Origin of the sequence: Oceanivirga salmonicida (genome assembly GCF_001517915.1) — a bacterium.
GTDB classification, from domain to species: domain Bacteria; phylum Fusobacteriota; class Fusobacteriia; order Fusobacteriales; family Leptotrichiaceae; genus Oceanivirga; species Oceanivirga salmonicida.
In genome coordinates this window covers 1-21,626 of sequence record NZ_LOQI01000020.1, presented here as the reverse complement: position 1 = coordinate 21,626, position 21,626 = coordinate 1, and the positions used below count along the sequence as shown (strand labels likewise).

Below are 21,626 nucleotides of genomic sequence, written 5' to 3'. Positions count from 1 at the left end.
AAAGAGTAATGGTAAATATAGAGTGTATAATTATAGATATATTGAATTAATTAAATAGAAAATGGGGGTTAGATGAAATTAATATCTTGGAATGTAAATGGATTTAGAGCAGTATTAAAAAAAGGATTTGAAGATTTTTTTGAGAAAGAAAATCCTGATATTATTGGTTTACAAGAAATAAAATTAAGTGAAGGACAAGTTGATTTTAATCCTAGTGGTTATTATTGTTATTGGAACTATGCTCAAAAAAAGGGTTATTCTGGAACAGCAATTTTTACAAAATTTGAACCAATAACTGTAAATTATGGAATAGGAATAGAAGAGCATGATAATGAGGGTAGAGTTATAACTCTTGAATATGAAAATTTCTTTTTTGTAACAGTTTACACACCTAATTCTAAATCTGAACTTGAAAGATTAGATTATAGAATGGTTTGGGAAAATGAATTTTTGAATTACTTAAATATGTTAAAAGAACATAAAAATGTAATAGTTTGTGGTGATTTAAATGTTGCACATACCGAAATAGATTTGAAAAATCCAAAGACAAATACTAGAAGTGCTGGGTTTACAATAGAAGAAAGAAATAAGTTTAGTGCCTTATTAGATAACGGCTATATAGATACATATAGATATTTGTATCCTGAGAAAATTGAGTATTCATGGTGGTCATATAGGGGTCGTGCAAGAGAGAGAAATACAGGCTGGAGAATAGATTATTTTGTAGTAAATGAAGATTTAAAAGATAGTGTTAATGATGCTAAAATATTAACAGAAGTTTTAGGCTCAGATCATTGTCCTGTTGTATTAGATATAGAGATATAAAAATAACCTTAGTAGACAAAGTAAATTTTGATACTAAGGTTTTTAAATATTTTAAATTAGATATTGACATGAAACCGTTTGCAGGGTATACTAAGTCTGTAATAAAAAAATAATTAGAGTATACAAATAAAAAATATTTAATATTAGAAGTTTTTGATACATTTTGTAGAAAAATAAAATAGAAGGAGAGTTTAATGGATAAACGTAGAAGTGGAATTTTAATGCATATTACTTCGTTACCTGGTAAATTTGGAATAGGGACATTTGGAGAAGAAGCATATAAGTTTATAGATTTTTTAGTTGAAACGAAGCAAACATATTGGCAAATTTTACCCTTAACAACAACTAGTTATGGAGATTCTCCATATCAATCATTTTCAGCAATGGCAGGTAATACTAATTTAATAGATTTTGATTTATTAGTACAAAAGAATTTTTTGGAAGTATCAGATTATTCTAATGTTAATTTTGGAGATAATGATGATAAAGTAGACTATGCACTATTATTTAAAGCTAGAAGACCAATATTAGAAAAAGCTGTTGCTAATTTTTTAACATTAGATATAAAAGAGGATTTCTATAATTTTGAAAAGGAAAATGAATTTTGGTTAGAAGATTATGCACAATTTATGGCAATAAAAGAACATTTTGGGAATAAGGCTATTACAAAGTGGGATGACCCAAAAGCTATAATTAGAGATGAGAATACACTTGAATACTATAAGGAAGAATTAAATTTTGAGATAATGTTCCATAAAGTTTGTCAATATTTTTTCTTTAAACAATGGCTAGATTTAAAGAACTATGCAAATAGTAAAAATATTAAAATTATAGGAGACATACCTATTTATATATCGGCTGATAGTGTTGAAGTATGGACTATGCCAGAATTATTTATGGTAAATGAAAAAAGAGAAGCAATTTATGTTTCAGGTTGTCCATCAGATAGTTTTAGTGAAGATGGTCAATTATGGGGTAATCCAACATATAACTGGAAAGAGCATAAAAGAACTAAGTTCAAATGGTGGATTGATAGAATAAGACAGAATTTTAAAATGTATGATTTACTTAGAATAGATCATTTTAAAGGATTTTCTGATTATTGGGAAATTGATGGAAACTCAAAAATTGCTAACAGTGGTAAATGGCAAGTAGGAGTAGGTATCGATTTATTTGATGCAATAAAAAATGAATTAGGAGATTTAGATATTATAGCAGAAGATTTAGGCTATGTAGATGAAAGATCTAAGAAATTATTAGCAGATACTGGTTTCCCAGGTATGAAAATATTAGAATTTGGATTTTATGATACTACTGGAAACAGTATAGATAGTCCACATAGTTGTGTACCAAATAGTGTAGTATATTCTGGAACACATGATAATGAAGTAATAAATGGTTGGTATGAAAATTTAAATCCTAGTCAAAAAGAATATTTTAATACATATATAAATAAAAAAGATGATGAATTAGTAAGTAGAGCCATGTTAAGAACTTTATTTTCTACTGTAAGTAATATAGCAATTGCTAGTATGCAAGATATATTAGATAAAGATGCAAGTAGTCGTATGAATATACCATCTACTGTTGGTGGAAACTGGCAATGGCGTATGAAAAAAGATGATTTAACTGATGATAAAAAAGAATTTTTAATAAAAATAACAAAAATATATAACAGAGTTAATATCTTATAACTAATAATATTTTAAATATAAAAAAAACAGGCAAACATTAGAACATATTCTTTCAAATGCCTGTTTTTAAAATATAATAATTTAAGAGAACTTATTCTTTAAAAGAGATAGTTAAAGTTTAGAAAAAAAATTATAAAATATATTTTTAATTTATATAATTTTATTTAAAATGTGCTATAATTAAATATAAAAGCATAAAGGAGGAGTTAATTGGAAAAAGATTTAGAAATAATTTCAATATCAAAAGAATTTAACGATGGTTATAAGGCATTAAATAATGTCAATTTAAGTATAAAAAAAGGAGAATTTTTCTCTATATTAGGACCATCAGGTTGTGGTAAAACAACTTTATTAAGAATGATAGCAGGATTTATAAGTCCAGATTCTGGCGAAATAAGGGTAAATGGTGAGAGAATAGATAACTTAGCACCAAATAATAGAAATGTTAATACAGTATTTCAAAATTATGCACTATTTCCTAATATGACAGTATTCGATAATATTGCCTTTTCATTAAGACTTAATAAATTACCAAATGAAGAAATAAAAAAAGAAGTAGATAAATATTTAGATTTAGTTGGGTTAAAAGAACACCAAAATAAGTATCCTAGTAATTTATCTGGTGGTCAAAAACAAAGGGTATCAATAGCAAGAGCATTGATAAATAAACCTGAAGTTTTACTTTTAGATGAGCCACTTTCAGCACTAGATGCTAAATTAAGACAAAAACTATTAATTGAGTTAGATACCATACATGATGAAGTAGGAATAACATTCGTGTTTGTAACTCATGATCAAGAAGAAGCACTAAGTGTTTCAGATAGAATAGCAGTTATGAATCAAGGGGATATATTGCAAGTTGGAACGCCAAATGAAATATATGAAACCCCTGTAAATTCATTTGTTGCTGATTTTATAGGAGAAACTAATTTTTTAGAAGGTGTTATAGAAAAAGTATATGAAAATTATGCTATAGCACATTCTGATATTATAGGAGAATTTAAGGTAGAGTTAGATAAGCCAGTTAAAGTAGGTAATAAGGTTAAATTAACATTAAGACCTGAAAAAATTAAAGTTGACATTAAACCACCAAAAGGCAATCCTAAGTATAAGGTAGTAAAAGGTGTTGTTGATGAAGTAATATATTCAGGTTTTCAAAGTAAACTATTTATTAAATTAGAAAATTCAAATAAAATTTTTAAGGCATTTGACCAACATAGAGAATTTTTAGAAGAAGATGAACTATTTGAATGGAAAGAACAGGTGTATTTCTACTGGAATTATGAAGATGCATATCTTGTAGAGGTGATATAGATGAAAAAAGATAAATCACTAAAACAGTTATATTATCTACCTGTAACTTTATGGATGACATTGTTTTTTGCAATACCAACACTTATAATAGTATATTTTAGTATATTAAAAAAAGGAGTATATGGAGGTATAAAATCTTATACTTCATTTTCATTAAATGCATATAGGGATTTAATTACTCCTGAATTATTGTATATTACAGTTAAAACCATAGAAATTTCATTAATAATAACAGCTGTTGTAATATTTTTTGCAGTACCAACAGCGTATTTTATATCTAGATCAAAATATAAGAATATTTGGTTATTATTAGTAGTAATACCATTTTGGACTAATTTTTTGGTAAGAATATTTGCATTAGTAGGGTTAATTGGAAATAATGGTTTAGTTAATAGATTATTAATTAAAATTTTTAATTTAAGTGCTCCCATACCACTATTATATAATAAGTTTGCAGTAATATTAGTGAGTGTATATATATTTATGCCATATGCTATATTACCTTTATATTCTGCAATAGAAAAATTTGATTTTTCATTAATAGATGCAGCAAGAGATTTAGGTGCAAATAAATATCAAGCACTATTTAAAGTGTTTTTACCAGGTATAAAAGGTGGACTAATTACAGCAGTAGTATTAACATTAATACCAGCAATAGGTTCTTATGCTGTACCAGATATAGTAGGTGGAACTAATGGATTAATGTTAGGTAATGTAATAGCAAATAAAATGTTTGTATTAAGAGATTGGCCTTCTGCGGCAGCAATTTCAACTATATTTATATTTATAACTATAATATGCCTTATGTTTAGTGTGAGAAGTAAAGGTGATAAAAATGGATGATAAAAGAAGAGTATCTTTGTTTTTCTTTATACTTGTTATGATATTTTTCTACTTGCCTATAATAATGCTTGTAGTATTATCGTTTAATTCATCAAAAGCATATATGTGGCAATCGTTTTCTTTAAAATGGTACAAAGAATTATTCTTTGATTCTCCAAAATTATGGATTCCTTTTGCTAGAAGTATAGTTATAGCATTAACATCTTCAGTATTTGCAGTATTTGTTGCAACTTTGGCTTCAATAGGAATTAAATGGTATAACTATAAACTAAAAGGTTATGTAAAGTTATTAGCATATATACCGTTAGTATTACCTGATTTAATTATAGGGGTTTCATTATTAATATTTTTTAATCTTAATAGTGCAATACCATTAGGAATGCTTACTGTATTTATAGCACATACAACATTTAATATACCTTTTTCTATATTCATAATAATGTCAAGATTAGATGAATTTGATTTTTCTATAGTAGAAGCATCAAGAGATTTAGGTGCAACAGAATTTCAAGCCTTAACTAAGGTTATAGTGCCTAGTATGATGCCAGGTATAGTATCAGCATTTTTAATGTCTCTTACTTTATCACTAGATGATTATGTAATAACTAGTTTTGTAACTGGACCTAATTCAGACACATTACCAATACAAATATATTCTATGCTTAAATATGGTGTTAGTCCAACTATAAATGCATTATCAACTATATTAATATTAGGAACATTAGTATTGGCAATATCTAGTCGTAAATTACAAAAATATATGTTAAGTTAAGAAAATATATGAGTTAAGTAAGTATATAAATAAGGAAATATAATGGAAAAATATATATTAGAAAATTTAGATTGTATAGACTGTGCATTAAAGTTAGAGAAAACTTTAAAAAAAGAAACATTCATTAAATATGTAAGCATTAGTTATGCAACTAAAACTATGTTAATAGATACAACTAATATAGAAAAAGTAAAAAATAAAATTAATAAATTAGAAAAAGACATTGTTGTAGTAAAAGCAACAAGGTCTATATCTGAAATAGAAGCAAATAAAGAAATAAATAAACTAGAAAAAGATAAGTATTTAATCATAGTATCTTTTTCTATGTTTTTATGTGCATTTATTTTTGAAATTTTACAAAAATACTTTTCATATGATTATACTTTGTCATATATATATCCACCAATTTATGTTACAGCCTATATAATAATAGGGTTACCAGTTTTAATAGGAGCATATAATTCAATAATAAATAAAGATTTTTTTAATGAAAAAGTTCTTATGGCTATATCAACCATAGCAGCATTTAGTATAGGTGCTTTTGAAGAATCGGCAGCAGTTATGATATTTTATTCCATAGGGGAATATTTTCAAAATATAGCAATTATTAATTCGAGAAAAGATATTAAAAATTTAATTGAATTAAAAGAAAATATAGTGCATGTAGTCATAGATGATAAGGGAAATGTTGAAGATAATGATATAGAAAAAGTAGTTAAAAATTCAAATATAATAGTTAAATTAGGAGAAGTTGTACCATTAGATTCAATAATAGTTAATGGTAGTAGTGAATTTGATTTATCAATGTTAACAGGAGAAACTATTCCAAAACATTTGAAAACAGGAGATACAGTTTTAGCAGGAAGTATTAATATGTCAGATAGTATATTGCTTAAAACTATAAATGAATATGAAAATTCATCAATGTTTAAATTAGTAGAAATTATAGAAGAATCTATGCATAAAAAAAGTAAAATAGATAAGTTTATAACTAATTTTTCAAATATTTATACACCTACTATAATTTTATTGGCAATAATGACCCTAGTATTACCACCATTATTTATACAAAATATAGATATACAAAGATCTATTTATAATGCGATAATATTATTGGTTATTGCTTGTCCTTGTGCAATGGTACTAAGTATTCCTTTAACATATTTCATATCTTTATCAACATTAGCTAAAAAAGGTATACTTGTAAAAGCAGTGAGTGTTTTTGATAGTTTAGAAAATATAGATACAGTCTTATTAGATAAAACAGGGACAATTACTGAAGGTAATTTTAGTGTAGTAAAATTAAACTATAATTTTGATAGAAAAAATAAAATAGATGAAAAAGAAATACTAGAATATATTTATTTAGCAGAGAAAAATTCTAATCATCCTATTGCTAAAAGTATTACTAATTTTATTGATAAAAAATACCCTAATATTAGCAGTACAAAAGTTATAGAAAATATAAAAGAAATAGTAGGTTTAGGTATGAAACTAATTGTAGATGATTATGAAATACTTATAGGAAATGATAAATATATATTGCAAAATAATATAACTATACCTAATAACATTTTAAATAACAGAAAAATATTTGAAACTAATATAAATGTAATTTTTAATAAAGAATACATACTAAATATTTGTCTTGAAGATAAAATAAAGGGAGATAGTAAATCTGCCATAGAAAAAATGAGATTAAATGGTATAAATAAGGTAATTATGCTAACAGGAGATAGTGAAAATGTTGCTAAAATTGTTTCTGAAAAATTAAATTTAGATAAATATTATTGTGATTTATTACCACAAGACAAATTAGACATATTAGAAAAATATATGATAGATAAAAATATAATGTGTGTAGGAGATGGTATAAATGATGCTCCAGTAATATCAAGAGCAAATGTAGGAGTTGCAATGGGTAAAATTGGGAGTGATATAGCAGTATCGTCTGCTGACGTTATTATAAACACAGATTCACTGTCAAAAATTAGCGAATTAAAAATAATGGCTAAGAAAATAAAAAGAATAATATATGAAAATATAGTATTGATATTAATAGTGAAATCAATAATAATTATACTAGGTATATTTTCAAAATTACCTTTATGGGTTGCAGTATTTGGAGACGTTGGTGTTGCTATTATAGCAATATTAAATTCAATGAGATTAAAAAAGAATTACTTGTAGTATCGTACGAGTAATTCTTTTATGAAATGCACCTGAACACTCGTGACTTAAGTCCTGAGATGGAAGGTGCTTTTTTGTATGTAATATGAAAAACAAAAAAATATATAAATAATATATTGCTTAATTAAAATATACTTTGTAAAATATAAACATAATAAATCTCCCTTCTCAAAAAAAATATACTAATATAATTATATATATTGTCAAGTGTTTATTAACTTTTTTTAATAGGAAAAAAATAAAATATAAAAAAAAATAAGTAAAATATTTGAAAAATTAATTAAATAAGGGTATAATAAAGATATAAATTTTATAGGAGGAATATAATGAAGAAAATTTTAAAATTATTAAGTAGTGTTTTAATGTTAGTTGCTTTATTAGTATCATGTGGTTCTAATAAAGAGAATACAGCAGCAAAAACAGATGATATGGCGAAAAAAATAGCTATCGTGTTTTCAACAGGTGGCTTAGGTGATAAATCATTTAATGACTCAGCAAATAGAGGATTAAAAATGGCAGTTGAAAAATTAGGAATCAGTTATGATTACTATGAACCAAAAGATCCATCAGCAGAAGCACAAAATCAATTATCTAATTATGCTGAAAAAGGTGATTATGAATTAATCATAGCAGTTGGATTCTCAATGAAAGATTCATTAGTATCAGTTGCAAAAGAATTTCCAAATCAAAAATTTGCATTAATTGATGAAATAGTTGAAGATTTACCTAATGTTCAATCATTAATGTTTAAAGAACAAGAAGGATCATTCTTAGTAGGTGCATTAGCAGTTATGATGAGTAAGACAGGAACAATAGGATTTGTAGGTGGAATAGACGTTCCAGTTATACAAAGATTCCAATCAGGATACACACAAGGTGCTAAATATGTAAATCCAGATATTAAAATAATTGAAACATTTGTAAATGGTTCTAATCCATTTAATGACCCAGTGTCAGCTAAGGCTTTAACATCAACTATGATACAACAAGGTGCAGACGTTATATTCCACGCAGCAGGAGCTTCTGGATCAGGAGTATTCCAAGCAGCAAAAGAAGCAGGAGTATATGCAATAGGTGTTGACTCTAATCAAGATGATGTTGAAAAAGGAACAGTACTTACATCTATGCTTAAAAAAGTAGATAATGCAGTATTTACAGCGGTTAAAGATACATTAGAAGGTAATTATACAGCAGGTGTTAAATTCTTTGGATTAGCAGAAGATGGTGTTTCAACTACTGATTTTGAATTTACAAGAGATATAATCGGTGAAGAAAGAATACAAAAATTAGATGAAATATCTAAGGAAATAAAAGATGGTAAGATAAAAGTTAAGCAATATTTAAAATAAAAATTAAATATATTTATAGATTAAGGGGAATTTTCCCCTTTTCTATACTTAGCCTGAAAACCTAAGTAAAAAAACAGCAAAGATTATTTCAATGCTGTTTTTGTTTTTTAGAGGAGGAATGTAAATGAGAATAGTAGATATCATACAAAATAAAAGAGATAATGTGGAGTTATCAAAAGAGGAAATAAATTTCTTACTATCAGAAGTTCAAAATAAAAATGTTCCAGATTATCAATTATCTGCTTTTTTGATGGCGACATATTTTAATGGAATGACAGATAGAGAAATGATAGAATTTACATTGAGAATGAGAAATTCGGGAGATATAATAGATTTTAAAGGATTGAATAAATTTTTAGTTGATAAACACAGTACAGGTGGTGTTGGAGATAAGGTTACAATAGTTTTAGCCCCAATAATTGCTTCGTTAGGAATGGGAACTGCTAAATTGTCTGGTAAAGGTTTAGGGCATACTGGTGGTACTATTGATAAATTTGAATCAATAAAGGGATTTAAATTTTCAAAAACAAAAGAAGAATTAGCTGATATAGCAGCAAAAACTGGTATAGGACTTATGGGTTCTAGTGAAAAAATAGTTCCTTTGGACAAGAAAATATATGCATTAAGAGATGTTACTGCTACAGTTGGATCTATACCACTTATAGCAAGTAGTATAATGAGTAAAAAATTAGCAGTTCAATCAGATGTCATTATATTAGACGTTAAAGTAGGCGATGGTGCATTTATGAAAAATGAAACAGAAGCCACTAAACTTGCAAAAGCAATGATAAGTATAGGTAACGGAATAGGAAGAAAAACTTTCGCTATATTATCAAATATGGATGAACCATTAGGGTATAATATAGGAAATGCTGTTGAAGTTATAGAAGGTATAGAAGCTTTAAAAGGTAATATTTCTCCAGATTTAAAAGAAGTAGTGTATACTATAGTTAGTCTTGCATTAAAAGCTAAGGGTGATATTTCTTCATTAGAACAAGGGCATAAATTAATTGATAAAGTTATAGAAGATGGCTCAGCACTAAATAAATTAAAAGAATTTATAATATTAAGTGGGGGTAATGGAGAAATAGTAAATGATTATTCATTATTACCAAAAGCTAAATTTGAATATGAAGTAAAAGCAGATAAATCAGGTTATGTTACTAGTATAAAAACAGAAGAAATAGGAATTGCCGCTGCTATTATAGGAGCAGGTCGTACTACAGCTGAATCAATAATTGATCATAGTGTTGGTCTAAAAGTAATTAAAAAAGTTTCAGATTATGTTGAAAAAGATGAAATTATAGTAAAAATAATGTATAATGATAGTAAATTCTTAGAAGATGCTATAAACAACATTAAAGATGCTTATGTGATAGAAAATAAAAAGGTAGAAAAACCTAAAGCAATATTAAATATAATAGAGTAGGGAAGTTTAGTAGAATAGGTAAATATAGTAAAATAAGGGGGATTAGTATGAAAATAAATAAATATATTGATCATACAGTTTTAAAGGCAGTATCAACATTTAAAGATATTGATAAATTATGTGAAGAAGCAAAGAAATATGAATTTTATTCAGTTTGTGTAAATGGTTCTTATGTATCAAGATGCTCTAAAAATTTAGAAGGAACTAATGTTAAAATAGCAGCAGTAGTTGGTTTTCCATTAGGAGCAATGTCTAAAGAAGTTAAAGTATTTGAAGCAAAAAAAGCAATAGCTGATGGTGCAAGTGAAATAGATATGGTAATAAATGTAGGTATGTTAAAATCTGGTGAATTTGATTATGTAGAATCTGAAATAAGAGAAATCAAAGAAGCTATAGGGAATAATGTATTAAAAGTAATAATAGAAACTTGTTATTTAACACAAGAAGAAAAAGAAATAGCATGTAAATTATCATTAAATGCAAGAGCAGATTTTGTTAAAACTTCAACTGGATTTGGAACAGGTGGAGCAACATTTGAAGATGTTAAATTAATGAAAAATATAGTTAAAGATAATGCAAAAGTAAAAGCATCGGGTGGAGTTAAAGATCTTGCAACTGCACAAAAATATATAGAATTAGGTGCAGAAAGATTAGGAACTTCATCAGGTATAGCAATAGTAGAAGGTATAAAATCAACAGAAGAATATTAAGGAGGAAATTAAAATGGCAACACCACATATAGGAGCAAATAAAGGCGATGTAGCAGAAATAGTATTATTACCAGGAGATCCGTTAAGAGCAAAATATATTGCTGAAACATTTTTAGAAAATGTAGTTCAATATAATAATGTAAGGGGTATGTTAGGATTTACAGGAACATATAAAGGAAAAAAAGTTTCAGTTCAAGGAACAGGAATGGGAGTACCTTCAATAGGTATATATTCACATGAATTAATAACAGAATATGGTTGTAAAATTTTAATGAGAATAGGTACAGCAGGTTCAATGAGAAAAGACGTTAAAATTAGAGACGTAGTTCTTGCAATGACTAGTTCAACTGATTCAAATATCAATAAATTAAGATTTAATGGAGCGGATTTTGCACCTTGTGCTGATTCTGAACTATTTATCAAAGCTTATGAAGTAGCAAAAGAAAAAGGATTAAGTGTAAAAGCAGGAAATATTTTAACTAGTGATACATTCTATGGTGATGATAAAGATGCATGGAAAAAATGGGCTGATTTTGGAGTAATATGTGTTGAAATGGAAACTGCACAACTATATACAACAGCAGCAAAATTTGGAGTAAAGGCATTAACATTACTAACAATAAGTGATTCACTAGTAACAGGTGAATCAACAAGTGCAGAAGAAAGACAATTAACATTCAACGATATGATAGTAACAGCATTAGAAACAGCAATAAGTTTTTAGAAGGGAATAATATGGATAATAAAAAATATATAGAAAAGGCTGAAAAACTTTTAAAAAATGCATATTGTCCGTACTCAAATTTTCCAGTAGCAGCAATAGTTATAGATGAATTGGGTAATAGTTATGAAGGTGTAAATGTAGAAAATGCAGCATACCCATCTTCACTTTGTGCAGAAAGAAATGCAGTTACCACCGCTATAACTAATGGCATGAAAAATATTCAAAAGGTGATTGTGATTGCAAATACTGATAGACCGATAAGTCCTTGTGGAGCGTGTAGGCAAGTTATATCAGAATTTTCAACTGATAAGACAAAAGTAATATTAGCGACAACAAAATCAGATAAAATAAAAGAATTTTTAGTTTCAGAAATATTACCATATGGTTTTGAAAATAAGGATTTATAAAAAATTAAGATGAGAGAAATCTCATCTTTTTTTTTGAAGTGATAATTTTAAGTTTGATATGCAATACTCTAAAAATATGAAATAATATATTTTTTGAAAAAGGGAATTTTTTTGAATTAAAATTTGACAAAAATTATAATCGAGATATAATTAAAATTGAAAACGGTTTCACAGGTTGAAGTGAAATAAATTGAAAAAAATTAAATTAAAGAAAGGGAATGTGCGTATGAAAATAAAGGGAATTTTGAAAAAATTATTATTTTTATTTTACTTTATAAGTATTATGGGATTATCGCAAAAAGTTATAGCAAGTGGAACGATTGATGCTAAAATACACTATGAAGAACTTGATAGTAAAAATAGAAAGGTATATGTTTGGAATAAAGACAATGATACTCAAAACGGAGTTTTTTCATCAAATGAAAAAGATGATTTTGGTAGAGTATTTAATGTTAATTTACCAGATAACGTAACTAAGATGGGATTAATATTTGCTAATATTGATAATAATAAATGGTCAAATAAAGATTGTTTTGGAGATTCAACATGTAATCCAATTACTGGTGGAGATAGATTTATAGATATAGTTGATAAAAAAGCAGAGATTTGGGTTATTCAAGGAATGCCTAAACTATATAATAAAAATGAAATATTAGAATATAAGAAAACAAAGGCAAAAGAAAAAAATAATGCTTTTACAGCTTTAAATAATGAACAAAAAAAATCATTGAATGCAGAAGTAGATACTAAAACTGAACTTAAAGATATAGCACCTGTAAACAAAAAAGCAGATGAGTTAAATAATGCTATGAATAAATTAAAAATAGAAATTGATAAATTAAATGCTAATACAGCACCAAGTTTAGAGACTCTAAAAGGTGAAGTTAAAACTAAAAAAGATGAGAATTTAAGTAAAGATGATATTGATGCATTAATAAAAAAAATTAATGAAAAATTACAAGATTTAGATAAAAAAGATATAGGGGAAGTACCAGGAACAGTATTTCTTAAAAAAATAGGAGATAAATATATTGTAACTGGAAATGGTAAAATAAATAAAGAAAAATTTAGAGACGAAACACTTACTACAAAAGATAACGAAAATATAACAATAGAATTAAAAGATGCAGCATTAATGTTCCCAGATGATTCTAGTAATTTATTTAATTTATATAGAAATAAAATAATAATTAATAAAGATATAAGTACAAGTAATGTTACAAATATGGCTTATATGTTTTCTAGCACAACAAATGCAAACCCAGATACAACTAATTGGGACACAAGTAAAGTAACTGACATGCAATTTATGTTCTATTTTTCTCATAAAGCAAATCCAAATGTAGAAGATTGGAATACAGAAAATGTAACTAATATGAAAGAAATGTTTATGGGTGCGAAAAGTGCAAATCCAAATGTAAGTAGTTGGAATACAAGTAAAGTAACTGATATGTCATTTATGTTTAGAGATACTCTTATTGCAGACCCAGATGTAAGTAACTGGGATGTAAAAAAAGTAAAAAATATGTCTAATATGTTTTATGAGGCAAAAGCCGCAAATCCAAATATAAATAATTGGGAAGTAGGTAGTTTAACTGAATGTGTTTTCATATTCAATAAATCAAAAAAAGCCAGTGAAGACCCTAGATTTGCTAATATAAGTACTGTGCCAGAATTAAAATTATTAATTAAAGGTGATACACTAGAAAAATTAAAAATAGATAAAAAAGCAGAAATAGATAAGTTGACTGATTTAAATCAAGCACAAAAAGAAGCATTAAAAAAAGAAGTAGATGATGCAACAGATACTGCAAAAGTAAATGAAGTTGCTACAAAAGCAACTGATTTAAATACGGCAATGACTGAATTAAAAGCAGAAATTGATAAATTAAATGAGAATAAATCACCAGAATTAGATGAATTAAAAGCAGAAGTAAAAGATAAAAAAGATACTAATTTAAATAAAGCAGATACAGAAGCATTAACTAAAAAGATTAAAGATAAATTAAAAGAATTATCAGATAAAGATGCAGCATTAACTAAATTAAAAATAGATAAAAAAGCAGAAATAGATAAGTTATCTGATTTAAATCAAGCACAAAAAGATGCTTTGAAAAAAGAAGTAGATACTGCAACAGATGAAACAAAAGTAAATGAAGTTGTTACAAAAGCAACTGATTTAAATACTGCAATGACTGAATTAAAAGCAGAAGCTGATAAGTTAGATGCTAACCCATCACCAAAATTAGATGCCTTAAAAACAAAAGTAAATGATGAAAAGGTTAAAAATTTAGATAAGGCGGCAGTAGAAGCATTAATAAAAGAGATTAAAGATAAATTAAATGAAATTAATGTAATGAAAATAGAACTTTCTGAATATGCGAAAGAAGCAGATGCATTCTATTATACAGATACAACTATAGCAGATAGAGTGAATGAGAATACATTCTTTGATATTAATTTTTCTAAATCATTAATCAATGTATTACAAGATATGGTAGATGGTAAGAAATTAGATGGAGCAAATATAATAGGTGGAGTACAAATAGGTGCTAATCATGAGATTAAAAAAGATTTAATTTTAGGTGGGTTTGCAGAATATCAAAATAAAGTTTCACATAATGTAGCATTAGGTATAAATGTAAAATACAAAGATTTTTTAGGATTTGCAAGATATAGAATAGCGACAAAAGATAGTAAATTAAATCATAATGTAGATATTTATGGAAGATATTCTAAACTATTTAAAATAAATAAATTAGAATTAGAACCAAGATTAGGAGTATATTTAACATATTCAAGTAAGGTAAAACTAGCAGAAAATGTAGACTTAAAGGCAAGAGTAGGAGTAATTGGAGAAACTTCATTATTAGTAGCCTATAATATAAATAGAGCAAAAATATATGTAGAACCAAAATTAGCGTTTGGGTATAATGACCAAAAGATAGTACAAACAAATCTGGAATCAAATGAACATAAGATAAAAAGATCATATGTAGATTATTCATTAAGATTAGGAGCAAAATATAAGTTTATAAATAATGTATCATTAGATGGAGATATAAATGTTAAGGGAGATATGAATAAAAATATCAAAGTTGGAACTCGTATAGGAGTAGCTTATAGTTGGTAAAATAAAATTAAGGTGAGAGAAATCTCATCTTTATTTTTTAAATAAATATATTCATCATGAATTGCTTTTTATTTTTTAGTTTGGTACAATATATATATAAATTAGAATAAAAAAGGAGATGAATAGAATGGAAGCAATATTAAATCAATTTTTAGCAGATTTATCTGTGTTATCAAAAAAAGTTCAAAATTATCATTGGAATATAGAAGGTAAAGGTTTTTTCACATTACACAAACAATTAGATGAAATTTATGAAAATTTAAATGATGAAGTAGATGAAATAGCCGAAAGATTATTGGCGTTAGAATTAAGACCGTTATCTAATTTTAAAAGTTATTTAGAAACAACAGAAATAGTTGAAGCGGGTAATGAACCTATAAGTATAGATAGAGTATTAGATAATTTAATTATAGATTTTAAATATATGGTTAGGTCTGCAAAAGAAATAAAAGTATTGGCAGACGATGAAGAAGATTATGGAACTTCTGCTATCATAGATGAGTTCATAATTAATTCTGAAAAATTATTATGGATGCTAAGAGCAAGTAGATAATATAAAAGGATTAAATAAAAATTAATATTTTGAGTAAACAATCGTTGTTTACTCTCTTTTTTTATGGTATAATTTAAGTACAATAATAAAAAAGAGGTGTTTTAAATGTTAGTAAGAGATGATATAATTATAAATTTTAAATTACCTAAAACAACACAAGAATTAATAAATAAATTAGAGAGAATTTATAATGAATCAAAAAAAATTTCTATAAGAGATGCAATATATCAAAATTTAAGTGATGAATGGGTAGAAAATGCTCTTTTTTTAGAAAGTAATACATTAACTAATGTAAGAAAAGGAAAATTAAGTTATGAGCAACATATAACTCTTATAAATAAATACAATGTATTGAGTTAGGGGGCTGGTATGGAAATTAAAAATTTTGATGATATAGTTAAAAATGGCATGTCATATTCTGGCAATGCGGGTAATAAATTAGGTATATATTTTGAAAATGAAAATTGGATTTTGAAATTTCCTAAAAAAAATATAGCGTATGAAAATACTAATATATTATACACAACAAACGCGATTTCAGAATACATAGGTTCTCATATTTATGAAATATTGGGTTACGAAGTTCATAAAACAAAATTAGGTATAAGAAATAATAAATTAGTAGTTGCATGCAAAGATTTTACTGATGAAAATATTAAATTGGTAGAATTAAAATTTATATATAATGATGACTTAGATGAAAAAGAATTAGAAAGAGAAAGTTTTAAAACTGGTAAGACAGAATATATAAATATTTTAGAATTATGTTTTATCTTTGATAATAACGAAAAATTAAATAAAATTAAGGGTTTAAAAGAACGTTTTTTTGATATGTTGGTTATAGATGCATTTATTTCTAATAACGATAGACATTTAGGGAATTTTGGAATATTAAAATATAAAGATAAAAATACATTAGCACCAATATATGATAATGGAAATTCTTTTTTTAATAAAACAGAAAGAGAAAAGTTTCAAATAATGCTAAATGATGAAATCAAATTTAATTCAATTTTAAAAGGGGCAACAATACCCTATGAATTTAATGGAAAACAAATTAATCCGTTAGTGGTTATTTCAAGATTAACTTTTGGAAAAGATGATAAAAATAAATCAATAAATGAAAAAATGGACAATTATTTAAAAAAAGCAATATTAAGAAATCAACCTAAAATTCAAAAAAATATAGATAAAATTTTAAAGATGATAGATGAAATTCCAGAACAATATAATGGTATTGATATAATATATAAGCAGCAGAAAGATTTTTATAAGAAATTATTGAAAGATAGGCTTGAAAAAATTATAACACCGGCTTTTAATGAATTAAATAATTAAATTTAAAATTTGAGTAAACAATCGTTGTTTACTCTCTTTTTTTATGGTATAATTTTGTTGTTAGGAGTTGATTATGAAACTTAATGAAGAAATTTTAGAAATAAATGAAAAAATAAAAAAAGACGTAGATGAAAAAATAGCATCATATAAGGCTAGTTTTAATTATGAACCGGAAAAATTTTATTGTGAAGTAGCGTTTTGTATACTTACACCGCAATCAAAAGCATTGAGTGCTTGGAAAATTATTGAGACATTAGATGACAATAGACTTTTATATAATGGTTCATATGATGAAATAGTTGATTATTTGAACACAATAAGATTTAAAAATACTAAGGCAAAAAGATTAATAATGTTAAGAGAACTTATGACTGTTGATGGAGAATTAAATCCTAAAAAAGTCATAATGTCTAGCGGTAAAGATATCTTTGAAATAAGAAAATGGTTAGTAGATAATGTAAATGGTATGGGTTTAAAAGAAGCAAGTCATGTACTTAGAAATCTAGGTATGGGTGAAAATATTGCTATATTAGATAGACATATATTAAGGGTGTTAAAGGCAGTAAAAGTTATAGATGATATACCTAATACACTGACATATAAAAAATATTTAGAAATAGAAGAGAAAATGAGAGACTATTCTAAGAAAATAGGAATAAGTATGGACAGACTAGATTTAGTTTTATGGTATAGACAAGTTGGTTATATTTTTAAATAAAGGCTTATGATTGAAAAAAAGTCCATATATTGATATAATTTTAGAAGGGAGGTTTTTATGTTTGAAGAAATAAAAGAGATAATCTTAGAGCAATTAGATGTTAATGAAAATGAAATACAAGAAAACACAAGTCTTATAGAAGATTTAGGGGCTGATTCATTGGATGTGGCTGAAATAATATCGGAAATTGAAAACAAATTTGAAGTAGAATTAGAAAAAGAAAAAATTGAAAAAATTAAAACTATAAAAGACATAATGGAATATTTAGAAAAATAGGTATGAAATGAAAAAAATAGAAAAATTAATGAAAAAAATAAAATATAAATTTAATGATATAAGTTTATTAGAACAAGCATTAGTGCATAGATCTTATGTTAATGAAAATATATCAGAGAATAAAAAAGATAATGAAAAATTAGAATTTTTAGGAGATTCTGTTTTAAATTTAATAACAACGGAATATATAATTGATAATTTCAAAAAACTTAATGAAGGTGATTTATCTAAAATTAAAAGTCAAATAATTAGTGAAGCAGTTTTTTCAAAAATATCACAAGATATTGAATTAGGAACTTATTTATACTTAAGTAAGGGTGAAAATTTATCAGGGGGTAGAAAAAGAAATTCTATATTAGGAGATGCTTTTGAAGCATTAATAGGAGCAATATTTTTAGATTCTGACTACTATGTAACAAGAGAAGTTGCACTTAGATTTTTAGAAGATAAAATAAATCATTTAGATGAAATAGAAGGTGTTGGAGATTATAAGACGCAATTACAAGAATATGTACAATCAGTTCATAAAGTAACACCTAAATACAATTTGTTAGAAACTAGTGGACCTGACCATAATAAGATTTTCAGGGTTAATGTAAGTATAAATGAAGAAGTTATAGCAGAAGGAGTAGCCAAGAGTAAAAAAAGAGCAGAAAAAGAAGCTGCTAAAAAAGCTATGGAAAAGTTGGGGTATTTATGATAAATAGAGCAATATATCCAGGAAGTTTTGATCCTATAACAAAAGGGCATTTAGATATAATAAAAAGAGCAAAAAATTTAACAAATGAACTTATTATAGCAGTATTATATAATTCCAATAAAACTAATTATTGGTTTAGCGTTGATGAGAGAATAGAACAAATAAAAGGAAGTTTAATAGAAGCAAATATTGATTTGAAAAATATAAAAATAATTGCATTTGATGGCTTATTAGTTGACCTAATAGAAAAAGAAAACATAGATTTACTTATTAGGGGCTTAAGAGCAGTATCTGATTATGAATATGAAGTTCAAATAAATTTGACAAATGAATTATTAACAAAAAAGAAATTTGAGACTATATTTTTAAATGCTTCAAGAAAATATTTATATTTAAGTTCAAGTGTTGTTAAAGAAGTTGCTATAAATAAAGGTGAATTAAATCACTTTGTAACTGATAATGTTAAAGAAATGATGGAGAAAAAAGTAAGAAAAATAAATGGCAAAAAATAAAATAAACTATATTTGTAATGAATGTATGTATAAAACGAGTAAATGGGTAGGAAAATGTCCTAATTGTGATGCATGGGGGACAATAGAAGAAGAAATAATTATGAAAAATATTATCATAGATAAAACTTCTAAAAAAAATCCTAAACTATTAAAAGATATTATAATAGAGAAAGAATTTAGATTAAAAACTAATTATAGTGAATTTGATAGAGTATTAGGTGGTGGTTTAACTGAGGCAGAAGTGGTCTTAGTAACTGGAGCACCTGGTATAGGAAAATCTACTTTTTTATTAAGTTTATTAAATGAATATTCAAGTTCAAATAAAACTTTGTATGTTTCAGGAGAAGAATCAATAAGACAAATAAAAGAAAGAGCAGATAGAATAAATGTTAATTCAGAAAAATTATTGATTTTAAATGAGACTAGATTAGAATATATAAAAGATATAATTTTGGAACAAAAACCCAAAGTAGTTGTAATAGATTCTATACAAACTATATACTCAGAAGAGATAAATTCATTGCCTGCTAGTGTGAGCCAAATAAGAGAATGTAGTTTGAAATTAATAGAAATTGCCAAGGAATTTGACATTTCATTTTATATAGTAGGACATATAACTAAAGATGGTAAATTGGCAGGACCTAAACTATTAGAACATATGGTAGATTGTGTAATTTCTTTTGAAGGTGATGAAGATAATCATTATAGAATAGTAAGAAGTATAAAAAATAGATATGGTTCAACTAATGAAATTTCAATATTTGATATAAAAGAAAATGGTATAAACGAAATAAAAAATCCTTCTGAATTTTTTGTATCTGCAAGAGAAGAAAAGAATATAGGAAGTATTATAGTTCCAAGTATAGAAGGTAGTAGAGTTATACTATTTGAAGTTCAAAGTTTAGTATCCAAGGCAATATATGGTTATCCTAAAAGAATAATACAAGGTTTTGATAAAAATAGAATTGAAATATTATTAGCAATATTATCTAAATCTATGAATTTAGATTTTAATATGAATGACGTATATATAAATATACCAGGTGGTATAGAAATTAAAGAAAGAGCGAGTGATTTAGCAGTTATATTATCACTGATTTCATCAGTTAAGAAAAAAGAAATTAGTGGAAAAATAGCTGTTTTAGGCGAGTTAGGACTTAGGGGCGAAGTAAGGGCAGTATCATTTATTAAAAAAAGAGTTAATGAATTAATTAAATTAGGTTTTACTGGTGTTTATTTACCTAAGATTCAGGAAAAAGAATTTAAAAATGAGAAATTTAATATAAAACTAAATTATATAGACAATATAAAAGAATTAGTAGAAAGGATAAATTGATGCTAGAAAAAGATAAAAATCAAATATTTGATGAAATTTTTAATGTATTAGCACCAGGTGAACCACTAAGAAATGCAGTTGACAGAATTAAAGAAGCATCATTGGGAGCTTTGATAATTTTAACTGAGCCTGATGAAATCTCTGAAATAATGGAGGGTGGATTTTCGCTTGATACTGATTTTAGTCCGCAAAAAGTATATGAATTAGCCAAAATGGATGGAGCAATAGTTATTTCAAGAAATATATCAAGAATTTATGGTGCGAATTTACATTTGCAACCTAATCATGGTATAGAAACAGATGAAAGTGGGACTAGACATAGAACAGCCCATAGAATTGCTAAACAAACTGGAAATATGATTATAACTATATCTGAAAGAAGAAATAAAATAACGGTATTTAAAGGAGAATTTAAATATACATTAGAATCTATCGCTGATTTACTTATTAAGTCTTCACAAGCTATAATGTCTCTTGAAAAATATTCAAGCCTTACAAATAATTATTTAACTAATTTAAATCATTTAGAATATGAAAAATTAGTTACTTTAGATGATATAATAAATGGAATAAGATTTTTCTCATTATTATTTAATGCTGATATTAAAGTTATGAACTATATTAGAGAATTAGGTATAGAAGGTAATACACTAAGATTACAACATAAAGAAATAATGAAAGGTCATAAATTAAATTTTAATAATTTAGTAAAAGATTACTATAATAATGATTCGAATAGAATAGTAAAACCTGACAAAATATTTGAAAGAATAATTGATGCAAATAATATAGCAAAAGATAAT

General features: G+C 25.8%; 21 protein-coding genes. All 21 read left to right on the top strand.

What is annotated here, in order from left to right; all coding sequences use genetic code 11:
* Positions 1-72: 72 nt before the first annotated feature.
* Positions 73-825, top strand: a complete 753-nt coding sequence (locus tag AWT72_RS03895; protein ID WP_067141115.1) for an exodeoxyribonuclease III — start codon at positions 73-75, stop codon at positions 823-825.
* 194 nt (positions 826-1,019) lie between these two features.
* A complete protein-coding gene (gene malQ, locus AWT72_RS03890) occupies positions 1,020-2,519 on the top strand; it encodes a 4-alpha-glucanotransferase (RefSeq protein ID WP_067141112.1) in 1,500 nt (499 codons plus the stop codon).
* 210 nt (positions 2,520-2,729) lie between these two features.
* Entirely contained in the window at positions 2,730-3,833 is a 1,104-nt protein-coding gene (locus AWT72_RS03885; RefSeq protein ID WP_067141108.1) for an ABC transporter ATP-binding protein, read from the top strand.
* Complete coding sequence (locus tag AWT72_RS03880) at positions 3,834-4,676, top strand: ABC transporter permease (protein WP_067141105.1); 843 nt, start codon at positions 3,834-3,836, stop codon at positions 4,674-4,676.
* Complete coding sequence (locus AWT72_RS03875; RefSeq protein WP_067141102.1) at positions 4,669-5,448, top strand: ABC transporter permease; 780 nt, start codon at positions 4,669-4,671, stop codon at positions 5,446-5,448. The genes AWT72_RS03880 and AWT72_RS03875 overlap by 8 nt, the downstream gene beginning before the upstream one ends.
* Before the next feature lie 42 nt (positions 5,449-5,490).
* Positions 5,491-7,638, top strand: coding sequence for a heavy metal translocating P-type ATPase (locus AWT72_RS03870; protein WP_067141099.1), 2,148 nt, complete (start codon positions 5,491-5,493; stop codon positions 7,636-7,638).
* 326 nt (positions 7,639-7,964) lie between these two features.
* Positions 7,965-8,987, top strand: coding sequence for a BMP family lipoprotein (locus tag AWT72_RS03865; RefSeq protein WP_067141096.1), 1,023 nt, complete (start codon positions 7,965-7,967; stop codon positions 8,985-8,987).
* 124 nt (positions 8,988-9,111) lie between these two features.
* On the top strand, positions 9,112-10,416 hold the full coding sequence (locus AWT72_RS03860) for a thymidine phosphorylase (protein WP_067141093.1): 1,305 nt from the start codon (positions 9,112-9,114) through the stop codon (positions 10,414-10,416).
* Positions 10,417-10,463: 47 nt separating this feature from the next.
* Positions 10,464-11,126: a deoxyribose-phosphate aldolase gene (deoC, locus tag AWT72_RS03855; protein ID WP_067141090.1), complete on the top strand. Its 663-nt coding sequence runs from the start codon at positions 10,464-10,466 to the stop codon at positions 11,124-11,126.
* Positions 11,127-11,139: 13 nt separating this feature from the next.
* Complete coding sequence (deoD, locus tag AWT72_RS03850; protein ID WP_067141086.1) at positions 11,140-11,850, top strand: purine-nucleoside phosphorylase; 711 nt, start codon at positions 11,140-11,142, stop codon at positions 11,848-11,850.
* Between the two features lie 11 nt (positions 11,851-11,861).
* A complete protein-coding gene (gene cdd, locus AWT72_RS03845; protein WP_067141083.1) occupies positions 11,862-12,257 on the top strand; it encodes a cytidine deaminase in 396 nt (131 codons plus the stop codon).
* Between the two features lie 226 nt (positions 12,258-12,483).
* Positions 12,484-15,390, top strand: coding sequence for a BspA family leucine-rich repeat surface protein (locus AWT72_RS03840; protein WP_067141079.1), 2,907 nt, complete (start codon positions 12,484-12,486; stop codon positions 15,388-15,390).
* 127 nt (positions 15,391-15,517) lie between these two features.
* Complete coding sequence (locus AWT72_RS03835) at positions 15,518-15,943, top strand: Dps family protein (RefSeq protein WP_231501420.1); 426 nt, start codon at positions 15,518-15,520, stop codon at positions 15,941-15,943.
* A 105-nt stretch (positions 15,944-16,048) separates the two neighbouring features.
* A complete protein-coding gene (locus tag AWT72_RS03830; protein WP_067141073.1) occupies positions 16,049-16,303 on the top strand; it encodes a hypothetical protein in 255 nt (84 codons plus the stop codon).
* A gap of 9 nt (positions 16,304-16,312) precedes the next feature.
* Positions 16,313-17,281 (top strand): HipA domain-containing protein, encoded by a 969-nt coding sequence (locus AWT72_RS03825; protein WP_067141070.1) that lies wholly within the window; start codon positions 16,313-16,315, stop codon positions 17,279-17,281.
* 73 nt (positions 17,282-17,354) lie between these two features.
* Positions 17,355-17,999, top strand: a complete 645-nt coding sequence (locus AWT72_RS03820; RefSeq protein WP_067141067.1) for an N-glycosylase/DNA lyase — start codon at positions 17,355-17,357, stop codon at positions 17,997-17,999.
* A 57-nt stretch (positions 18,000-18,056) separates the two neighbouring features.
* Complete coding sequence (locus AWT72_RS03815) at positions 18,057-18,275, top strand: acyl carrier protein (protein WP_067141064.1); 219 nt, start codon at positions 18,057-18,059, stop codon at positions 18,273-18,275.
* Between the two features lie 7 nt (positions 18,276-18,282).
* The gene (gene rnc, locus AWT72_RS03810; protein ID WP_067141061.1) at positions 18,283-18,975 is read left to right on the top strand and encodes a ribonuclease III; all 693 of its coding nucleotides are present in this window, start codon (positions 18,283-18,285) and stop codon (positions 18,973-18,975) included.
* The gene (gene coaD / locus AWT72_RS03805) at positions 18,972-19,487 is read left to right on the top strand and encodes a pantetheine-phosphate adenylyltransferase (protein WP_067141058.1); all 516 of its coding nucleotides are present in this window, start codon (positions 18,972-18,974) and stop codon (positions 19,485-19,487) included. Before rnc ends, coaD begins: the two co-directional genes overlap by 4 nt.
* Positions 19,474-20,823, top strand: coding sequence for a DNA repair protein RadA (radA, locus tag AWT72_RS03800; protein WP_067141055.1), 1,350 nt, complete (start codon positions 19,474-19,476; stop codon positions 20,821-20,823). The genes coaD and radA overlap by 14 nt, the downstream gene beginning before the upstream one ends.
* The coding region (gene disA, locus AWT72_RS03795) for a DNA integrity scanning diadenylate cyclase DisA (protein WP_067141052.1) at positions 20,823-21,626 on the top strand (804 nt) is incomplete at its 3' end. The genes radA and disA, both read left to right, overlap by 1 nt.

Excerpts from the sequence above, each read along its gene's own strand:
- AWT72_RS03895 (WP_067141115.1), top strand. The coding sequence starts at position 73 with ATGAAATTAATATCTTGGAATGTAAATGGATTTAGAGCAGTATTAAAA.
- malQ (WP_067141112.1), top strand. The coding sequence starts at position 1,020 with ATGGATAAACGTAGAAGTGGAATTTTAATGCATATTACTTCGTTACCT.
- AWT72_RS03880 (WP_067141105.1), top strand. The coding sequence starts at position 3,834 with ATGAAAAAAGATAAATCACTAAAACAGTTATATTATCTACCTGTAACT.
- AWT72_RS03875 (WP_067141102.1), top strand. The coding sequence starts at position 4,669 with ATGGATGATAAAAGAAGAGTATCTTTGTTTTTCTTTATACTTGTTATG.
- AWT72_RS03870 (WP_067141099.1), top strand. The coding sequence starts at position 5,491 with ATGGAAAAATATATATTAGAAAATTTAGATTGTATAGACTGTGCATTA.
- AWT72_RS03865 (WP_067141096.1), top strand. The coding sequence starts at position 7,965 with ATGAAGAAAATTTTAAAATTATTAAGTAGTGTTTTAATGTTAGTTGCT.
- AWT72_RS03860 (WP_067141093.1), top strand. The coding sequence starts at position 9,112 with ATGAGAATAGTAGATATCATACAAAATAAAAGAGATAATGTGGAGTTA.
- deoC (WP_067141090.1), top strand. The coding sequence starts at position 10,464 with ATGAAAATAAATAAATATATTGATCATACAGTTTTAAAGGCAGTATCA.
- deoD (WP_067141086.1), top strand. The coding sequence starts at position 11,140 with ATGGCAACACCACATATAGGAGCAAATAAAGGCGATGTAGCAGAAATA.
- cdd (WP_067141083.1), top strand. The coding sequence starts at position 11,862 with ATGGATAATAAAAAATATATAGAAAAGGCTGAAAAACTTTTAAAAAAT.
- AWT72_RS03840 (WP_067141079.1), top strand. The coding sequence starts at position 12,484 with ATGAAAATAAAGGGAATTTTGAAAAAATTATTATTTTTATTTTACTTT.
- AWT72_RS03835 (WP_231501420.1), top strand. The coding sequence starts at position 15,518 with ATGGAAGCAATATTAAATCAATTTTTAGCAGATTTATCTGTGTTATCA.
- AWT72_RS03830 (WP_067141073.1), top strand. The coding sequence starts at position 16,049 with ATGTTAGTAAGAGATGATATAATTATAAATTTTAAATTACCTAAAACA.
- AWT72_RS03825 (WP_067141070.1), top strand. The coding sequence starts at position 16,313 with ATGGAAATTAAAAATTTTGATGATATAGTTAAAAATGGCATGTCATAT.
- AWT72_RS03820 (WP_067141067.1), top strand. The coding sequence starts at position 17,355 with ATGAAACTTAATGAAGAAATTTTAGAAATAAATGAAAAAATAAAAAAA.
- AWT72_RS03815 (WP_067141064.1), top strand. The coding sequence starts at position 18,057 with ATGTTTGAAGAAATAAAAGAGATAATCTTAGAGCAATTAGATGTTAAT.
- rnc (WP_067141061.1), top strand. The coding sequence starts at position 18,283 with ATGAAAAAAATAGAAAAATTAATGAAAAAAATAAAATATAAATTTAAT.
- coaD (WP_067141058.1), top strand. The coding sequence starts at position 18,972 with ATGATAAATAGAGCAATATATCCAGGAAGTTTTGATCCTATAACAAAA.
- radA (WP_067141055.1), top strand. The coding sequence starts at position 19,474 with ATGGCAAAAAATAAAATAAACTATATTTGTAATGAATGTATGTATAAA.